Source organism: Paenibacillus sp. G34 (assembly GCF_056856875.1).
In genome coordinates this window covers 2,756,132-2,775,854 of sequence record NZ_CM166469.1, presented here as the reverse complement: position 1 = coordinate 2,775,854, position 19,723 = coordinate 2,756,132, and the positions used below count along the sequence as shown (strand labels likewise).

Sequence of the window (19,723 nt, the reverse complement as noted above, 5' to 3'; positions counted from 1 at the left end):
GTTCCTCCCGGTGAAATCCTGCGAGGTTAGGGCGGTTCGTGACTAGTTCGAAGGCATGCGGTTACACCTTTTAAAGCTGGACGTTGGAGCCGAGCACCCGTTTCAGTCACGAATCATTCTTTCGATCGCTGTTGTCTCTTCCATTTCCTGATCACCTTTTACAAGGTTGAAATGGGGAGACAAAGGCGAACGCTCCGCTTCTCCAGAATTGATTTCGTTCCCTCCACTGCGTCTGCACCAACATAGCAACTTTGACGGTGGCACTTCATGCGTTCAAACAGACACAAACCTGAAAACGTACCCGCAGGATTTTATTTTTTTATTTATAGTTATGGATGATATCGGACGGATTGTTGCTTTAAATAATAGTGCTTTTGGCCAAAATATACGGATTCGACGGGGCACCGATCAACGTCTGCCCGCCGGTCAGCTTCACGTCTTTATCCAGAATGACGTTCTCCAGTACAGTGCCTTCGCCAATATAACATTTCTGCATAATGATCGAACCCTTAATTTTCGCTCCCTTGGCCACATGCACACCCCGGAACAGGATACTATCCTGCACTTCACCACCAACAATGCAACCATTCGCTAGCAGAGAGTGTCTGACATCCGCTGATTCCAAATATTTGGCGGGTGCTTCGTATTTGATCTTGGTTTGCACAGGATCTTCTTTGAAAAGCTGTTCGTATTGTCCTGTATTCAGCAGATCCATGCTGTTGCGGTAGTAGCTGTCAATCGAATTAATTACGGCATGATATCCTTGATAAGCATAGGCCGCGATTTTCAATCCGCTCGGATTTTTCAAGATAGCGTCACGGAAGAAATGAGTTTCACCATGTTCAATGCAGCGCTGCACCTGTTTGAGGAACAGTTGTTTTTCCATGATAAAAATCTCCGTATATATATTCGTATGGTCGGCACATTGGTGAATGTCCACCACATTGCCATCCTCATCATGATCGACTTTGACGCAGGACTCATGCTCAGGCAGCAATTGGTCTACTCTTTTGCAAACCAGCGTGACGTCCGCTCCCTTACGAATATGATATTGATAGACATCCTGAAGATCAGCTTTAGTCACATGTCTGCTGCCTGCGTGTACAACGTATTGCCCCGCGCCTCTATGGAAGAAATCCAGATTATTGTGGAAATGCTGCAAATCTCCCTGCGAAGTGTCCGTCGGGTCGTTCCAGTCCGGGGGAAGAATAAACATGCCACCATGTTTGCGATCCAGATCCCAAGGCTTACCATCACCCAGATGATCCATCAGCGAACGGTATTTGCGGCGAACAAATACACCTATGCTTTCAATACCTGCATTCATCATGTTGGACAGCACAAAATCGATCAGACGATAACGTCCGGCATAAGGCACCGCGGCTCCGCAGCGAAAGTACGTCAATTCCTTCAATTCTTCCAGCTCATGGTCAAGGTTAATTACTCCGATCAATGATTTCATCGCGCGCACCGTCCTTCTTAAACCATTTTGGTAGAGCATAAGTCTCGCATCTGCATTTGCACACGATGACGGAGATCTCCCTATTTAACGTTAACATTGGTCTTATTCCTTGGATACGCAAATTAATTAGCAATTCCTTGACGTAATTGTCGTTCCAGTTCTTCCTGATCTACCAATAAAATATCACTCTCGTCTCCCGGCGCAGGGGCTATCCGGGTTCCGTCTGGGATAACTAATCCTTCAGAGATAATTGCTTTTTGGATAGAAACATTCCGGCCAATTTTAACCCGTGGCATCACAACGGAATCCATCACCGCACTGTTCTCTCCTACCTCTGTTCCATAGAACAAGACAGAATGATTTACCTCTCCGTGTACGATGCTGCCCTCACTAATGATGCAATTGCGTACCTTGGCGGCAGGCGATATATATTGAGCAGGCTGGTTCGGGTTACGGGTGAAAATACGCCAGTTGGGATCATTCAGATTCAGCGGCGTCTCCTCATCAAGCAGATCCATATTGGATTCCCACAGACTGCGAATCGTTCCAACGTCTTTCCAGTACCCTTCAAACGGGTAAGCAACTAAAGATTTATCATTTTCAAGCAACAAAGGAATAATGTCTTTACCAAAATCGTAGGAGGTAGATGCCTGTTGTTCGTCCTGAATCAGGAACCGTTTCAGCACATCCCATTTGAAGAGATAGATGCCCATGGAAGCAAGTGTGCTTCGGGGCTGGGAAGGTTTTTCTTCGAATTCATAGATGCTGTAGTCCTCATTCGTATTCAAAATACCGAAACGACTCGCTTCTTCCAGCGGAACGTCAATCACTGAAATGGTGCAGTCGGCATTTTTTTCCTTGTGATACTGGAGCATTTTATCATAGTCCATCTTATAAATATGATCACCGGACAGAATCAGCACATGTTCGGGATCAAATTGTTCAATAAAGTTCAGGTTACGGTAAATCGCGTCTGCTGTACCTCGGTACCAGTTACTTCCGTCTTCCCGCTCATGGGGTGGAAGTACATAAACCCCGCCATTTTTGCGATCCAGGTCCCAGTCACTGCCAATACCGATGTAGGAATGCAACACAAGCGGTTCGTATTGGGTCAACACACCAACGGTATCAATACCCGAATTCGAGCAGTTGCTCAGTGGAAAATCAATAATGCGGTAGGTTCCCCCAAAATAAACTGCTGGCTTTGCCAGTGATTTCGTCAATCCCTTTAATCGTTTACCCTGCCCTCCGGCGAGCAGCATCGCTACAACCTCTTTTTTTGCCATCATTACAGCCTCCTCCACGTGCATTCATTCTGATTCATTTCAGAGCCCATAATCGATATTCTGTTGTGAAAACACGGCTGTCTTGATTAGGAGCATGCTGTACAGATGTGTAACGGTATAAGACATCGTGTATATGTAACGGGACGTCTTTCGTTTGTGATCATCTGGATTGGTTGAGCGAATCTAAGCAGTGAACATGTTTGGGTCGAAGTTTTTTTTCAATTCAAATAAGGCTGGCGGTGTGTCGATGAACGTTAATCATGTAGATTGGGTTTAGCATCTGGATCATGTTGATCATGTAGAAAATGACTTTAGTTGCGTTGAAAACTGGCAAAAAATGAGCTCTTAGAATAAGTGCTTATTACCCATTAAACAGGAATTCAATCGGGGAATCTTGCGGTAACGGCGAATTTGAAAAAAATTAGGGCAACACTGGTTTGAACCTTATGTGCTCCTGTAACTGCCGCTGTTATTTAAATCTATTCGCTAAACACAAATTAAAATCCTTTTGGTAATAATATGGTAAAATCAAACTGCTTGATTGGGAGGGTTCGCACATATCAAAAAAGCCGGATCTCTCCGGCTCTATACATCGGCTATTTTACACTCTAATTCACCCGTATACTTACATAAGCTTTCAGGTCATAGACGACAGGGCTAGCACATATTGCCCCTGATTAGTTGCTATTGAGAGGATATATCTTCGACTATATTTATCTTTTAATTGGCGTTAAATAATCTTTCGGAACAAGTCGATTACCTCATCCTTGGATGGTTGATACGGGTTGCCTGGTGCACAGGCATCTTTCATCGCATTACTTGCGAGTAATTCCACGTCGGGGTTCTGCACACCGAGTTCGGATAATTTTTCAGGAATGCCCACTTCTTTCGCCAGCTCTCGGATTGCCGCAATTACATAATCTGCACATTCTTCATCCGTGCGCTCTTTCACATCCATCCCAATCGCCTTGGCAATGTGACGGAATTTGTCCGGCACATGTTTGGCGTTCATCTCCTCGACATAAGGCAGCAGCATGGCATTGCATACACCATGTGGCAAATCATACACTCCCCCTAACTGATGCGCCATGGCATGAACATATCCAAGACCCGCATTATTAAAAGCAATGCCTCCCAAGAAACACGCGTATGTCATATACTCCCTGGCTTCCAGGTCGGTTCCATCCTTAACCGCTCTTGGTAAGTATTCAAAGATTAACTTGACCGCCGCTGCAGCGGTTGCACTTGTAACCGTAAAACCCCCAGGTGTAACCATTGCTTCTACCGCATGGGTTAACGCATCCATGCCCGTAGCTGCCGTCAAGCTGGCAGGTTTATTCAGCATGAGCTCGGGGTCATTCACCGACAGATCAACTAGACAGTTTCGATCCACCATCACCATTTTCACTTTTCGCTCCTCATCTGTAATCACGTAGTTCATCGTTACCTCGCTTGATGTACCAGCTGTTGTATTCACAGCTACAAGCGGAACCGATTTGGTTTTGGATTGATGCAGTCCTTCATATTCACGGATATGTCCACCATTCGCAGCAACGATACCAATCGCTTTGGCAGCATCCTGCGGTGAACCTCCGCCTATCGATATAATGGCGTCACAGCCATGGTTCTGGAATACTCGTAATCCTTCATGCACATGATCGCATGTTGGATTGGGCTGTACCTCATCATATACGACATAGTCTAACCCTGCTTGTCGCAGTGTAGATAATACACGCTCAGCGACACCTGACGTAACCAGTGCCTGATCTGTAACGACCAGTGCCTTGCGTATACCCATCTGTCCAATCATTGGAGCTGCATCCTGCAAACACCCTCTACCCATCAAATTCACGGGTGGAACATAATATGCATGCGTTGCCATCTGAACCAGCCTCCTGTAACCCTGATTTACTACCTTTATTGTAACTGAATCCGTTTGCAGCTATAGTGAAATAAATCACAATCACTTGATGAATGTTACATTGTCCTATCTAGTTACAAGGAAGTTTAAAGCTTATTTTTTGCTCTTTTTATATTTTTTAGTTTCTAATTGTTTAGTTTCATGGGCTGTTTGCGTATCTATTCGCTTACTTTCATCGATGCTATGCATCTCGTACTATCTTTCTATGATATTTATGTGCAAAAAAGACGACTCACACCCCCGAAGAGTCTAAGTCGCCTTATCTTGCTGCATAGCCATAGCGTATTTATAGCGTATTTGTTACCTAGGAAATTTGTACAACCCTAGGAAGTCGCTACACAACGCCCAAGTTCTAACGATCACCAGAAGCCTTATTTCCCTTCATTCTCGCATAAAAAAAATCTAACGATCCTCAGCGACGCTATTTAGCTCATTTTGAGCAAAACTGAAGCCAAAACGTGCATATTCCAGCAAATAACGTTCCTACGGATCGTTAGAATCGTGGATCACGCCAAAATGGCGAAATAAGCTCTGTGGTGATCGTTAGCCCATACCACAGCAGGCAACACAGTAACATGCGGAAACCTTTTCTATTCGTACACGTTACGATCTCCTGCTCACCTTTGTATCCATTTAGTACTGGTGGCGTTGCATTATTGTAACCTAGCATTATACACTACAGCTTGCTTACTGCTTACCCTGTCTTACCTCATTACATCTAAATTGTCCTGTCTCACTCTATCCAGCCAGTCTCGGCTGACCCACTTTACTTTACTTTACTTTACTTTACTTTACTTTACTTTACTCCGCTTTACTTCCTGCCCCTTACTTAAAGGGCTTTGTCGTTTACACCATCAAGCCATGCTTCAATATCCCCAATGACAGAGGACACACAGCCGTCTTCAAACGGTGATTTCAAACCAGCAAGCTCGACCAGACCTGTGAAGGACAGGCTACCACCTGCTTTGCACAATGTCAGATAATCCGCCCATGCCGACTTCATATCTTCATTGCTGCGTTTCCAGAACTGGAATGCACAGATTTGAGCCAGCGTGTAGTCGATATAGTAAAATGGCGATGAGAAGATATGACCTTGCTTATGCCAAAAGCCACCTTGCTCCAAATACGCGTTGTCTTTGTAGTTAATATGCGGCAGATAAGTCTTCTCAATGTTGCGCCAAGCCTGCTTGCGTTCTGCTGGTGTCGCATCCGGGTTCGCATAGACAAAATGCTGGAATTCATCGACAGATACACCATATGGAATAAACAGCAGGGCTGAGGACAAATGATCGAACTTGTACTTGTCCGTATCTTCCTTGAAGAACAATTCCATCCACGGCCATGTGAAGAACTCCATACTCATGGAATGAATCTCCGCAGACTCAAAGGTCGGCCAGTTATATTCCGGTACCGCAAAGTTACGGCTCTCGTAAACTTGGAAAGCATGTCCTGCTTCATGTGTCAATACATCAATATCACCCGACGTACCATTGAAGTTGGAGAAAATAAACGGTACTTTGTAATCGTTCAGGAACGTGCAATATCCGCCGCCCTGTTTACCTTTTTTACTAACCAGATCCATCAATTCATTCTCGGTCATCATCTGGAAGAACACATCGGTCTCTGGCGAGAGCTCCGCGTACATACGTTTGCCGTTCTCCACAATCCAATCTGGATCACCTTTGGGTGTTGGATTACCCGTCTTGAAGCTGAAGCCCTGATCGTAGAAATAGAGTGTATCCACATCAATCCGGCTGCGCTGACGTTCTCTGAGCTTGGTTGCAACAGGTACGATGTAATCTCGAACTTGTGCGCGGAAATTCGCTACCATCTCAGCATTATAATCCGTACGGTTCATACGATCATAACCGAGCTCCACGTAGCTTGGATAGCCCAGCTTTTTCGCAATCTGTGTACGCACCTTCACCAGCTCGTCGTAAATGCGGTCGAATTCCGCTTCATGCTCTGCCATAAATGTATAGCGGGCTTCTGAAGCACGTTCCCGCATGGAGCGATCGGTAGACAGCTCAAACGGATGCAACTGAGGCAGTGTGCGCTCTTCCCCTTCAAACGGAATTTTAGCGGAAGCAATCAACTGATTGTATTCCGTAGAAAGTTTGTTTTCCTTCTGGAGATCTTCAATGATCTCCGTGCTGAATGTTTTCAACGCCTGATCGGCGAGCTGGAACAGTTGGGTTCCCCACTTTTTTTCCAGTTCCGCACGGAACTTGGAATTCACCAGCGCACGGTAGTAATCCGTGATATACTCCTGAACAACAGGCTGACTTTCATCCAGAAACTCGTTCTCTGCCTTATAAAACTCATCGTTGGTATCAATGGAATGTCTGATATAGACGAGCTGTGCCTGGGTTTCGAAATCACTGCGCAAGGCATTGATCTTGTCCATGAATTCACTTTGCTCTTCCACTGAAGACGCCGCTTCGAATCCCTCCAGCAGTTCACCGAAAGCAGTCTTGATGTGTTCCAGATCGGGACGTGTATACGTGTATTCACTAAACTTCATTTATGTACACCCTTTCCTGTTTGGCAAATTTCGGGGAAAAACCCGAGAAGCTATTCCCTATTATACAAAAGTAAAGCCTAAAAATCCCATCTTTACGAAAAATATTTGTCCATCGGTCAAATGCTTTCCAATCGGAACTGAACCCTTCACATCGTTGCGTGAGGTATCTGTATGATCCGTTTAAATGTATGGCTTTATCATATTTGAATCGCATCAGCACAAATAAGCCTGCCCGCATCAGCGAAGCAAGCTTATAGGCTTGTCTTTTTCAAATGTTACAGTTGATTTGCAAATTAGTGTTTATCTTCGTCAACAATCTTATAGAACCAGCCCATTCCAATCATACCCACAACCATAATCACAGCCAGAATAATAATATAAGTCATGAATGTACCCCCCTTGCCCGTATATTCATCTCTATACTAGTGTACACGCGGAATGACGGTTTGAATTGACCGAAGATTGACAAAAATACGAAATCTTTAATTTTAATCAACCCAAAACATCACTTTTGGTATTCTTTTCTTCAAGTTACATCCCTTGTTATCTCACCACAAGTCTTGTTTTATACGACTTGTTAGCATCTGCAGACGTTCCGTTGTATACTATACTTCTGGATTGGATGGATATGGACATTACCTCAACATATTTTCACAGAAAGGCAGGAGCTTCATGTCAACTCGCATTTCTTTACACTCATTATCACTTGCTCTTGTGCTTGCCTTCATGCTGATCATGTTATCCGCCTGTGCGGATGGAGAAGCCCATGTGACTGTAAATACAAACGGAACCGCAGATCTGGATCTAAATCTAAGTGTGTCGGACTCCGCTCTTGGCAAAATTGGACAAGACAATATGATGCCTTTGCTAGCTGAAGCATTGGAACGGAATAACTTTAAGGCAGAAGTGACCAAACAGGCTGATCAGAGTGTGTTAAAAGCAACGACCCATTATGAAAAAAGAAATATGACCGGGTTCGATTCTTCCAAGCTGCCACCAGGTATTCAGATCGAACAATCAACGACCCCAGGTTTCTTTACGTCCAAAATGCATATTGTTGCTAAAGCTGACCTTATGGAATCCATGCCAGATGGGGATATTAAAGACAAGATCAACAATGTTCCAGGTTTTCTCAAACGACTTTTGTTAAAAGATGTGAAATTTGATTTCAAACTGTCTCTACCGATCCAAGCCGAAGATTCCAATGCGGATCAGGTGCAGGATGGTGGTAAAACGCTGATCTGGAACATTTCTCCCCTGCAAAAGAATACGCTGGATTTGACCGTACAAATTCCGAATATTCGAAATATTCTGATCGTTTCCATCATTGGCCTTGTGCTGATCCTGGCCCTGCTCATCTGGTTTCTCATCCGGCGCAGACGGGCGAGACTATTGCAAAAACCGACGGTACATCGTGGAAATTCATGACTCTCATCCGGCTATTTGATTTGTGACTTGCCAAACGGTGTTATGGATAGTAGAATACATCCGTACTGTGAGAACGGTTAACAGGATGATTTAAGCAAAAACTAAAGAGGTGAACAAGTTTCATGAATATCCGGGAATGCGCCCTGCCTGGTATCGGGGTTAAGTACCAGTTCCATACAAAAGGCGGTAATCAATTAGTCATCATTAAGCACGAAGACGGACGCCGTGAGTTGTTTTCAGTAAATCCGCAGGATGATGAAGAACTCACGCTGATTGCAGAATTGGAAGATGATGAGTGTGTAACCCTCTCAGGATTAATCGGTGGATGGTCTTGAGTACTGGGTTCCATCACATTACAGCAGATTGAAACACTAAAAACAGTTGCCCCAAACACCATAAAATTGTATCTTTACAAACACGCAAAAAAACCTGTACTCCAAAGGAGATACAGGTTTTTTGTATTGGTTATTTGTTGAGCGCTTCCTGATCTGGCCTCAAAGAGTGCAAAATCAATTCACTTTCTGAGCATGTATATAGGGCACCCACGTGTTCAGAACGCGAATAATCTCTGACGAATGGAAAGGCTTGCTTATAAAGTCCTGCATTCCGCATTCCAAGCAGGCTTCTCGGTCGCGTTCCCCGGCAAAAGCTGTAATTGCTGCAATCACCGGGATCTTCGGATGGGTTTTCCTGATTTCACAAGTCGCTTCGATCCCATCCATCACAGGCATTTGAATATCCATAAAGATCAGATCGTATGGCGTTATCGCGAGTAAATCTACAGCCTGCGCTCCATTCTCCACGACATCACACACCCCACCGAATTTGCGTAGCATCTCCTCTAACAGATGACTGTTCAAAGCCTGATCCTCCGCAATTAAAATACGAATTTCCTGAGCAAGATGTTGACGTTCTGGCAGTTCAAGCGCTATAGCAACCTCATCTTCTGCAGACAGTACTTCTTCTTTCCACTTCTCTAACACAAGGGTAAACTGGAATTCCGCACCCTGACCAACCTCACTTTGGACACCGATGGCTCCACCCATTAGCTCGACTAATTTCTTGCTAATGGCAAGACCTAAGCCCGTTCCTCCAAATTTGCGATTAATGGATGGGTCCAATTGGGAGAAGGATTGGAATAATTGATGCTGCTTATCCAAAGCAATGCCAATGCCTGTATCCTTAACCTTAAACGACAGCAGCAGATGATCCGGGCCATATTCTGGCGAATGATCTATCTCCGCACTAACCGTAACGCTTCCCTTTTCGGTGAATTTAACCGCATTGCCCACCAAATTAATAAGAATCTGACGAATCCTTGTCTCATCTCCGCTCACACGTTCAGGAATCTGTGAAGAGACCTCACTATATAGTTCAATCTTCTTCTCAGCAGCTTTGATGGAAAACAGCTCCATTACACTGTTCAGCATGTCCCGAATATCTACTGGCCCTTGTTCCAGATCCATTTTGCCTGCTTCAATTTTACTGAAGTCCAATATTTCATTCAAAATGTACAGCAGCGACTCCCCGCTATCAATCATAATCTCCGCAAATCCTCGCTGCTCTTCGTCCAGTTCTGTTTCCATCAACAGATGTGCCATTCCCATAATCCCGTTAAGCGGTGTACGAAGCTCGTGGCTCATAATAGCAAGAAACTCGGACTTTGCACGATCGGCGTGCTCTGCCGCTTCCTTTGCACGAATGATTTCTTTCACCGACGTCATATCACGGAACACCAGCACGGCGCCACGCGTTTTCCCTTGATCCATAATCGGCTTAAGCTGGAACTCCGCGAGAAAGCTCGAGCCATCCTGCCGCCAGAATACCGATTCTGTCCGCGGCAATGGCCTTCCTTCACATACAGCCCGCAAAATAGGCGTACCTTTCGCCGGATAAGGAATTCCTTCACTCTGCATCTGTATCATCATTTTCTCCAGAGGTTTGCCATTCATCTCGTTTGGACAGATGCTCATCATCTCCGCCGCAGCAGGATTGGCAAAATTCACATTCCCATCCAGATCCAGCCCAATGACCCCTTCGGACATTCCATTCAAGATCAGTGCTCTTTCGTAACTTAAATTTTCAATCTCTTCGACATAACGTTTAGCTGATGTAACATCACTCGTAATTCCATATACGCCAACGACTTTGTCTTCCAGTAAAATAGGAACATTGATGACACTTGTCTCAATTCGCTGCCCGTTTTTGTGAATCAAGCCAATCTCGTAGCTCTGAGCTATGCCCTTCACCGATTCTTCAAAGTGATAACGTGTCTTCTCCAGATCTACCGGATCAATCAGATGATCGAAAGGCCGGCTTAACAGTTCTTCTCTCGTATGGCCTGTCAATTGCTCCTGCCCCGCATTGGCTTTCAGCAGATTTCCATCCAGATCCAAGGAAGCTACTCCAAGCGGATTACAGTCAAACAACGACGTATACTCTTGTAAATTCAACTGCTGCTGTTTACTTTCTGTAATGTCTCGAGTAACTGCGACCATCTCCTGCAGTTTGCCTGACTCATCGCACACATAATGGGTTAATGTATCCGCCCATATAATGGATCCGTTCTTGTGTTGCAGCCGATAACTAATACGTTCCGGTGTGAGTCCATCCATCTGACCGCGGATGTAGGCCTGTACGGCCGGAATATCCTCCGGGTGAATGCAGAACATGCCGGATCGTCCTATCATTTCTTCAGGCTCGTAACCGAGCATGTTTCTGCTCGCATCAGATACATATTTGAATGTACGCTCCGCGTCCGCCTCATGAATTGCAATCAAATCCAATGATGATTCAGCCAGTATACGTGAAATACGACTGCTCTCTTCCAGCTGTTTACGCTGTTCAAGGAGTCGTTCCTCCGCCTCTTTTTGCTTTGTAATATCTGCAGCTTGTACCAGTAAATACAATGGCTCTTCCGTTTCCTCGTCCCGGACAATGCATGCTCTGATCGTTGCCCACAGCAACGTACCATCTTTTCGTTTCAAACGCACCTCTGTTTCGTACATCGGCTGTTCACCGTTGGTCATTTCCCAGAAATTTTTACGAAACTCTTCGTATCTGAGGTCTTCTTCATAAATCATATGTACAACAGAAGTATGCAACAGCTCCTCTTCCGTTGATGCAAGCATCTCGCAAAAAGCGGGATTCAACTGTACCCACAGTCCATTAACGTGAGAAGCGACAGCAATGCCGATTGGCGCGTGTGTGTATAATTGTTCGAACAAAGACCGGCTCTGTGTGATGGAGTTCGACACTACATATCCTCCCTTACCGAGAATGTAAATGTTGCTTTAATCTAAGTGTGAATGTTGCTTTAATCTGGGTGTGAATGTTGTTTCGATGAGAATGTAATGTTATTCGTATGAACAGATCGAACGGAACATAACTTTACTATAAGAGTAGTACCCCAAATACCCTGATCGTTAAACGATACAGAAGCAAAAATCTCAGACAAAAATCGACATGTTCAGATCTTCGGCGTCTCAGCATATTCAACGTATTGAAGAACGGAGGTTATTGCCCCATGATTATTGTTGCGAATCAACCGGTTCAACTGTTTCCCTCCGAGTGGTCTGCCTTTGAATGGTACTGGGTACAGCAGCTTCAGAACCGTCCAAACCGATATGTGTATCAATCCATGGATCACCTGCACTTCGAATGGAACTTAAGAGAATCTCTCGTAGACGCAGCCGAAGGACTGAACCGAAGTGGAGTCAGCTTTGCCTCATTTGAAGACTCCAGGTGTAACCCCGCCTTCTGGAATCGGAATGCCCAAGGCGGGTTTGAGCTAAGACCGGATGTAACACCTGCTGACGGCATCAGAGATATATGGAGAAACGGGCGTTTATATGCCTTTGAGTGCGCAACCGCTACCGTGATCGTGCTCTACGGAGGAGTGCTTGGGAGCATACGTGAAGATGCCTTTAATTCATTATTTCGTAACCTGCTGCTATTTGACTGGCATTATGACAGCGATCTGCGTTTGACAGAAAAAAACGGCAAGGAAACCGCACTTCCGGGAGACGTGCTCTATTTCAAAAATCCGGATGTCTCCCCCCAAACCCCTGAATGGCAAGGTGAAAACACCATTATGTTGCGAGAAAACTGGTACTATGGACACGGCATTGGCATTGCAAGCGGCCCGGAGATTATCCAGACCTTAAACCAGTTTCGGTTTCCCGGCAGCCGAACTTCAGCCTATTTAATGGATATGGTCATTTATCCAGACTTTCTTTACTTATCCCGTTATGCCAAAAATGCTTCCAGTAGTAACCCAGACGCATCCACACCTGTACTGCCTGGTCAAATGTATGTTCGCGTAGGCGGAAGCCGTTATCTGCGGACTTAAATAGCCGATTATGCAGTCAACAACTGGTTCTTGGAGTATAACACCCCATACTTAACTTAGACAAAAGCCCAATAGAAAGCTGCCATCAGGCTGTCTTTATATTGGGCTTACTTCGATAGTGATGTATTACTTCAGCAATTATCATTCACCCGCACCAAGCTGCTTATAAGCCATAAACATCCAGTAACCGGCTATAATGTTGGAATTATTAGTTCAACGGGTCAAGTTGAACTACGACCTGCTTACCGCTAACCTGAGCACCCGTAGTTTTACTGCCGTGTTCTTTTAACGCCTTGCACAATTCTTCTGCCCACACTTTACCTGCGTCTCCTTCTTTGGCACCATGTACCTGGATGACAAACTTCACGGAATCACCTTTTTTTAGAATTCGTTCTGCTTGTGATTGCTTTACATCCCGGTCATGATCCTCCATTTGCAGATGCAGCCGAATTTCCTTCACTTTGCGTTTATCAGGGGATTTGCTTGCCTTTTTCTTTGCTTGCTGCGCTTCTTCGCGCGCCGCACCCGCACCGATCAATTTACACGGTGGCGGGCTAGTCATCAAGGACAAACATACGAGGTCTACTTTATACTGTTTGGCCAGCGCCAGCGCTTCGCGTGTGGACATAATCCCTAGATCTTCACCATTCAGTCCGGTCAGTTGTACCTCGGATACTTTGATCTTTTCATTTTTGATGATCTGAGCCATGCTTCTACCTCCTTGACATGAAAAGCCTGTCCTGATCACTGAAGATCAGAGCAGGCTTCTTGGTATTGATTTCTGCTAATTCAATATGTGGAAAGGTTCCGTTCCGCTAATTACAGCGTGTTAAACGCTTCAGTCAGAACCGGTACGATTTGAGATTTACGGGATACAACGCCTTTAAGTAGTGCTTTGTTGTCTGTGAGCGTTACGTTATATGCTTTCTCAACCGCTTTGGTAGATGCACCATAAGCCAATCCAACGGAGTCATTGTTCAGAATGTCCGTAACGACAAACAAGAACAGGTCGAGTCCTTTGCTGGAAATAATTGCTTCAATCGCCGCTTCAAGCTCTGGCTGTTTTACCAGCACATCATTCACGTCAACTGCGTTCACTTGTGCGATCTCAACTTTCGCTGTACCCATTGCGAATTCTTTCGCATCGAGGGAGATCAACTCAGCGATTGTTTTCTGACTCAAGTCTGCACCAGCTTTCAGCATGTCCAGACCGTAGCTATCTGCATCTACACCGGCAATTGCAGCCAGCTCACGTGCTGCAGCTACATCTTGCTCTGTGCAAGTTGGAGATTTGAACAACAAGGAATCCGAGATAATCGCGGACAACATCAGACCCGCGATCGGCGCACTGATTTCAATCCCGTTTTCTTTGTACATTTTATTCAAAATCGTTGCAGTACAGCCTACAGGCTCCGCACGGAAATACAAAGGCTGGCTTGTCTCAAAATTAGCAATACGGTGATGGTCAATAACTTCAACAACCGTTACGTCTTCAATGTCGCTTACGCTTTGTTGACGCTCGTTGTGATCGACCAGAATGACTTTGTTTACTTCGTTCGCCGCTGTTTTGATCATACGTGGTGCTTCAACTTTGAATTGATCCAGTGCAAACTGCGTTTCGCCATTCACTTCGCCCAGGCGCACAGCTTCGACTTCCTGTCCCAATTTGCTTTTCAGGTCTGCATACGCGATTGCTGAGCAGATCGTGTCTGTATCCGGGTTTTTGTGGCCGAAAATTAGTACTTTTTCCATATTCGTAGCCCTCCGTCAATTCGAGTTTAAGTTAAACTTATCCTTGTTTGAATCATACCTTACTGATTATAGCGCTTATACGTCTTAATTCCAATCCCTTTACAGCGAATTAATTATAGCTTATACAAAGGGCTGTTTTGCAAGTGACACATGCCGCGAGCAAACAAGATGCGATTATTCTCAACAGATAAACCTGTCTGTTCTAAATTGCAGAGGTATTCGCTACATTTGCAATCAGATGTCCGTCCAGCTTGTCACCCTTACACAAGGCTTGCACGAGCTCCCGGCCTGATTCCGGGGTCATTTTTCCATACCAGTCCCCTTGCGGATATACAATCGTTACACATCCATCATCACAGCGACCATTGCACTTGGTACGTGTTGTATGAATAAATCCTCCAGCCTGCTGTTTCGCAATTTCGTCCCGTACCGCCTGAGTGACTTCTTCTCCGTCATTACGCATACAAGTTCCACCGTTACAGAGTAAAATATGGTGCTGAAGTTGATCCAAATTATAGATAGCCAAACTCGCTTCATTCCTCTCACATCAGTAGAATATGTATCTTTTTGATAATTGCATAGCATAACATTACAACTCTATAAATTAGCACATCTATCCAGGTTTGTGCAACGAAAACTGTAAACCTACAACTCAGGGTTCGGCATCTGGTTTCCTTTTTTCACAAAGAACGTCTGCAAACAACCTTCCTCATCAATTTCCAGCAGATTTAACTGGGCACCATAAGCACATCCACCGTCGATACCGATCTTGTCTCCCAGCGGGTCCATCCAGATTCCAGGCTCATCCTGCAAATATTGCACAGGTGTATGTCCAAACACAACAATATCCTGAAGCGTCGTCGGCCTGCTGTAAAAAGGTTCGCGAATCCAGATAAAATCCCGTTCAGACTGATTTCTCCATTCGGCCACATCCGGGTTAATCCCGGCGTGCACAAAAATATATCCAGGAATTTCATACGACAGTGGAAGCCCGTCCAGAAAATGTAGATGATCCATATAATGAGAGCGCATCCATTGTTTGTCCCGAGCATAGGTCTGCCAGTCCATCCGATCTCCATCATACGAAACGTCCAGATAACTTGCCAGTGTCTGTAATCCCCCATTTCGAATCCAATGTGAGTCGTACTCTTCCACATCATTTGTCAAAGCCTTGACCATCATGGCATCATGATTGCCCTTCAGAACGATGATCTTATTCTCCTGCTCCTGTTTTAGCTTCATAATCTGCTCAATGACCTGTTTGCTTTTGGGACCTCGATCTACATAATCCCCTAGCAAAATCAACTCATCCTGCGAGGCATTGTAATGAACCTGTTCCAGCAATGCATTAAATTCATCATAACAACCGTGGATGTCACTGATGACACATCTGCGCAAGTGAATCTCCTCTCTTTCCGGGTGAGCCACAAATATAGACTGGAACCCTCTCAGCCAGCGGCCACACAACTGCAGCCGAGCCGGGCAAGGTTCCAGTCCCAACCACATTTATATTCCCGCTCCTGTAGACTTAATCCTGCTTTAGTCCTGATGAAGGCCAAAAGCTTCTGCAATCAAATGGAAGGAACGCAGACGTGCCTCAAACGAATGAATGGCAGATGCAATGATCACTTCATCCGCTTCATGACGTTCAGCCATCGCGATAATTTTATCCTTCACCTGATCCGGCGTGCCGATAATCGAGAAGGATCGGCGCTGACGAATCTGTTCCATTTCCATCGCTGTATATGGATAGTTATTCACCGTTTCCAGAGAAGGGAAGGACTTCTGTTCTAGTCCGCGTCCAAGTCGCAGGAAAAACAACTCATTGCTGCGAGCCAGTTCAGCGGCTTCTTCTTCGGTATCTGCACAGAAAGCGGAGACCGCAATCATAGAGTGGGGCTTGTCGTTCAGGATCGAAGGTTTGAAGTGGCGGCGGTAGTGTTTCATCGCTTCCTCACCACCTGGCGTTCCGAAAAACTGGGCAAAGGCATAGGCAGTACCTTGCGCTGCGGCAATTCTCGCTCCTTCCGAGCTGGAACCCAGCAACCACACTTCGGGAATCGTTGGGACGGAAGGGCCGGCTACAAGAGAAGCAAAACGATGATCTTCAGGCAGCTGCTCATGGAAATAACCTCCAAGATCCGCAATCTGCTGCGGGAAAAACTGTACATTTGATGACTTGCCCTCGTTCAAAGCCCTGCTCGCAATAGGCATGCCTCCGGGCGCACGGCCAATGCCGAGATCGATGCGTCCAGGGTGTAAAGCTTCGAGCAAACGGAAGTTTTCTGCCACTTTATACGCGCTGTAATGCGGCAGCATGACTCCGCCCGAACCGACCCGAATACGTTCTGTATGGGCAGCCACATGGCCAATCATGATCTCCGGGCTTGAAAAGGACAGCGCACCGCCGCCGTGATGCTCGGACATCCAAAACCGGGAATACCCCAGTTGTTCGGCATGCTGTGCTAACGTCACTGCCTCATGCAAGGCATCTTGCACATTGCGGCCCTCACTAATGTGTCCATGTTCCAGTACACTTAGTTTCATATATATTCATTCCTCTCGTCTGTAGGGTGATGTAAAGTAACGATCTTTCCTGTTGCTTACTTCTTCATTGTAACATTAAAAATTACAGTTTCAAACTTTACCTGATTTATTCTTATTACCCCGGCCATTTGGAAAAGAATACAAAAATGCAGCCAGCTTCTATGCTGGCTGCGTTACGGGATGTTTATTTCTAACTATCTTATTTGTCTATCTTACTTGTCTAGATTTGCCAACCTTAGTTGTCTAGCTTGATTATTCACGTTACTAAAGTGACATTCCACTACTCAGCTCATTTAAATTAAGGTGCTCGTTTAGGCAACAGCTTCACGTACTCATCAGACAACTTCATCAGACTAAGCACATGCTCATAATCGGAACGATACGGTTCCAGATTCGTCACCGGTTCATAGGTTTTGAGTGAATAAGCAGTTCCATCATCAAACCCTGCTCCCGGAATGAACATAATGTCATTGTTGACAAATGAACCTGTCGGCAAATAATAACGAATACCAAACGCGTTGTGATCCATATTCAGCAAGTCATGACCGAATGCTGTGAACTTCTCCTCCTGCAGCGATACGCCCATGAGGTTCATGACGGTAGGCATGATGTCCAATTGACCTCCTGGCTGCTCGATCACTTGCCCTTTCGTTTGTTTCGGTGTATGAATCATCAGCGGAATGTTGAACCGGCTTACTTTTCCATCGTATGGGATATTCAGGTTTGCCTGAATCTGCTCTGTAATTTCCGGTTCCTCTGGTAATCCAAAGTGATCTCCATAGAGTACAAGCGTTGTGTTATCCCATAGCCCACTCGCTTTCAATTCGTCAATCAGTTGACCTACCGCGTAATCCGTATAATTGATCGCTTGCAGGTAATCATGCAGCAGTTTATTTGTGATCGTCGCCGGAATTTCAATTCGTGCGCGATCCGCTGGCACAGTAAACGGCGAATGGCTTGAGGCCGTGATAAACTGAGCATAAAACGGCTGTTTCGCAGCCTGATGCGCAGTCATTTTTTCGATACCCACCCGATACAATTCTTCGTCCGATGGCCCAAAATCGTTGAATTTGTCATTCGTGAAGCTGGGTTTATCAAAGTATCGGGTGAATCCGAGGGCAGGATACATCTTGTTGCGATTCCAGAAGGTTACGTCGTTAACGTGGTATGTCTCCGACTCATATCCTTCTTTGGCCAGCAGTTTAGGCAGGCTCGGAAGGTCACGGTCACTATACCCGGCTGACATCGGTACGACTCCTGTAGGATATATGGATGTATTCGACATAAACTCCGCATCCGACGTATTTCCTTGACCGATCTGTTGGAAGAAATGAGAGAAATAATAGCTTTCTTTCGCAAGATTATTCAAAACCGGTGTTAATTCTTGCCCGTTCAACGAAGCGTTAATCGGAAAATTTTGAAAGGACTCCAGTTGAAGCACAATCAGGTTGCTACCTTTCGCCTGACCAAAATACTTTGCCTTTACCGCTGCGCCGTTTGTCGCTTTGTTCTGATAAGGATACTGGCTCACCAGTGCATTGATCTTGGCAATCGTTTCGTTAATGTTGCCACTCGCAATGGCCTCATTCTCTTTGCTCGTTAGTATTGCCGAGGACACTTGATAGTTCAGGAAACCGAGGTTTTCGGCCCGCACCAGTTCGTTATCAATGGTTTCCCCTTTAACGATAAAACTGCCAGACAACACGATGCAGAATGCCGCAGTAAGCGCAACACCCAGTTTTCCCCAATAGCGTCTGCGATTTCTGCCAAATGTCAGACTGCTTTCCTGGTAACTGCTGCGATATGATCCTCTGCTCCGTCTAAGTCTGAACAACCAGATCGGCACAGCAAGAACAATATCGAGAAAAAATAAAAAATGTTGTGGACGAACCAATGGTCCGATACTTCCCCTGACCTGGGCAACCTGCCCAAGTTCACTTAGCGCAGTGTATGTCGGAACCGAACTGAAATGCGCATTATACAGCGTGGCTGCGAATAGAAGAAGTGAGAACAGAACATTAAACGCTCCATATACCGTTCGTTTCCAGCTTAGCGGAACAATTAGATCCAGCACACATACAATGGTGAGCGCAGCGAGTGCATCAGTTAACATTCCCACGCCAGACAACCCATTGAAAAAGAAATAACGCAGAAGCGATAACTTCAGCAGCATTAAAATAAACAAGACGGCAAATAACGTCCGTGAAGATGGCTGCCTGCTTTTATTTGTCGATGTAAACATGGTCGTTTTCAACCCTTATCTGAAATTTTTACGTTCATTTTACAAAACGCATATTTCAGTATAACAGTTTTCGTGCCTCTGTTCCATTGAGGTTATGCTATCTAAGTAGAACTAAAATGATTTACACGGGCACTCCAAAGACAGAATAACCTTTCAATCGCTGTTATCCCCAGATTTTTGGAAATCTTGTGATAAATGCGAAGCCTATGC

General features: G+C 45.3%; 14 protein-coding genes. 3 read left to right on the top strand and 11 right to left on the bottom strand.

Annotated elements, in window-relative coordinates:
• Nucleotides 1-358: 358 nt before the first annotated feature.
• From glgD to AC1VYS_RS12790, 4 genes are all read right to left on the bottom strand, one after another.
• Nucleotides 359-1,462 carry a glucose-1-phosphate adenylyltransferase subunit GlgD gene (gene glgD / locus AC1VYS_RS12805; protein WP_482914555.1) on the bottom strand — a complete coding sequence of 368 codons (1,104 nt, stop codon included), beginning with the start codon at nt 1,460-1,462 and terminating at the stop codon, nt 359-361.
• Nucleotides 1,463-1,584: 122 nt separating this feature from the next.
• On the bottom strand, nt 1,585-2,748 hold the full coding sequence (locus AC1VYS_RS12800) for a glucose-1-phosphate adenylyltransferase (RefSeq protein ID WP_482914554.1): 1,164 nt from the start codon (nt 2,746-2,748) through the stop codon (nt 1,585-1,587).
• A 730-nt stretch (nt 2,749-3,478) separates the two neighbouring features.
• Nucleotides 3,479-4,630, bottom strand: coding sequence for an iron-containing alcohol dehydrogenase (locus tag AC1VYS_RS12795; RefSeq protein WP_482914553.1), 1,152 nt, complete (start codon nt 4,628-4,630; stop codon nt 3,479-3,481).
• An 868-nt stretch (nt 4,631-5,498) separates the two neighbouring features.
• The gene (locus AC1VYS_RS12790; protein WP_482914552.1) at nt 5,499-7,193 is read right to left on the bottom strand and encodes a M3 family oligoendopeptidase; all 1,695 of its coding nucleotides are present in this window, start codon (nt 7,191-7,193) and stop codon (nt 5,499-5,501) included.
• A 672-nt stretch (nt 7,194-7,865) separates the two neighbouring features.
• Here AC1VYS_RS12790 and AC1VYS_RS12785 point away from each other — a divergent pair.
• A complete protein-coding gene (locus AC1VYS_RS12785) occupies nt 7,866-8,621 on the top strand; it encodes a hypothetical protein (protein ID WP_482914551.1) in 756 nt (251 codons plus the stop codon).
• Between the two features lie 122 nt (nt 8,622-8,743).
• Complete coding sequence (locus tag AC1VYS_RS12780) at nt 8,744-8,956, top strand: cation:proton antiporter regulatory subunit (protein WP_434751474.1); 213 nt, start codon at nt 8,744-8,746, stop codon at nt 8,954-8,956.
• Between the two features lie 174 nt (nt 8,957-9,130).
• On the opposite strand, the gene AC1VYS_RS12775 is transcribed toward AC1VYS_RS12780, so the two are convergent.
• A complete protein-coding gene (locus AC1VYS_RS12775; RefSeq protein WP_482914550.1) occupies nt 9,131-11,878 on the bottom strand; it encodes a PAS domain-containing hybrid sensor histidine kinase/response regulator in 2,748 nt (915 codons plus the stop codon).
• 269 nt (nt 11,879-12,147) lie between these two features.
• Here AC1VYS_RS12775 and AC1VYS_RS12770 point away from each other — a divergent pair, with 269 nt between their 5' ends.
• Complete coding sequence (locus AC1VYS_RS12770) at nt 12,148-12,972, top strand: protein-glutamine gamma-glutamyltransferase (RefSeq protein WP_482914549.1); 825 nt, start codon at nt 12,148-12,150, stop codon at nt 12,970-12,972.
• Between the two features lie 208 nt (nt 12,973-13,180).
• Here the strand turns inward: AC1VYS_RS12770 and infC are convergent, their stop codons facing one another.
• The 6 genes from infC to AC1VYS_RS12740 all read right to left on the bottom strand — a co-directional run bounded on the left by infC (nt 13,181) and on the right by AC1VYS_RS12740 (nt 19,513).
• Nucleotides 13,181-13,672: a translation initiation factor IF-3 gene (gene infC, locus AC1VYS_RS12765; RefSeq protein ID WP_482914982.1), complete on the bottom strand. Its 492-nt coding sequence runs from the start codon at nt 13,670-13,672 to the stop codon at nt 13,181-13,183.
• Between the two features lie 119 nt (nt 13,673-13,791).
• Entirely contained in the window at nt 13,792-14,724 is a 933-nt protein-coding gene (locus AC1VYS_RS12760; RefSeq protein ID WP_482914548.1) for a manganese-dependent inorganic pyrophosphatase, read from the bottom strand.
• Nucleotides 14,725-14,926: 202 nt separating this feature from the next.
• Nucleotides 14,927-15,250, bottom strand: coding sequence for a (2Fe-2S) ferredoxin domain-containing protein (locus AC1VYS_RS12755; protein ID WP_482914547.1), 324 nt, complete (start codon nt 15,248-15,250; stop codon nt 14,927-14,929).
• 119 nt (nt 15,251-15,369) lie between these two features.
• Nucleotides 15,370-16,230: a metallophosphoesterase family protein gene (locus AC1VYS_RS12750; protein ID WP_482914546.1), complete on the bottom strand. Its 861-nt coding sequence runs from the start codon at nt 16,228-16,230 to the stop codon at nt 15,370-15,372.
• 33 nt (nt 16,231-16,263) lie between these two features.
• Nucleotides 16,264-17,271, bottom strand: coding sequence for an LLM class flavin-dependent oxidoreductase (locus AC1VYS_RS12745; RefSeq protein WP_482914545.1), 1,008 nt, complete (start codon nt 17,269-17,271; stop codon nt 16,264-16,266).
• Nucleotides 17,272-17,569: 298 nt separating this feature from the next.
• Complete coding sequence (locus tag AC1VYS_RS12740; protein ID WP_482914544.1) at nt 17,570-19,513, bottom strand: LTA synthase family protein; 1,944 nt, start codon at nt 19,511-19,513, stop codon at nt 17,570-17,572.
• Between the last annotated feature and the right edge of the window lie 210 nt (nt 19,514-19,723).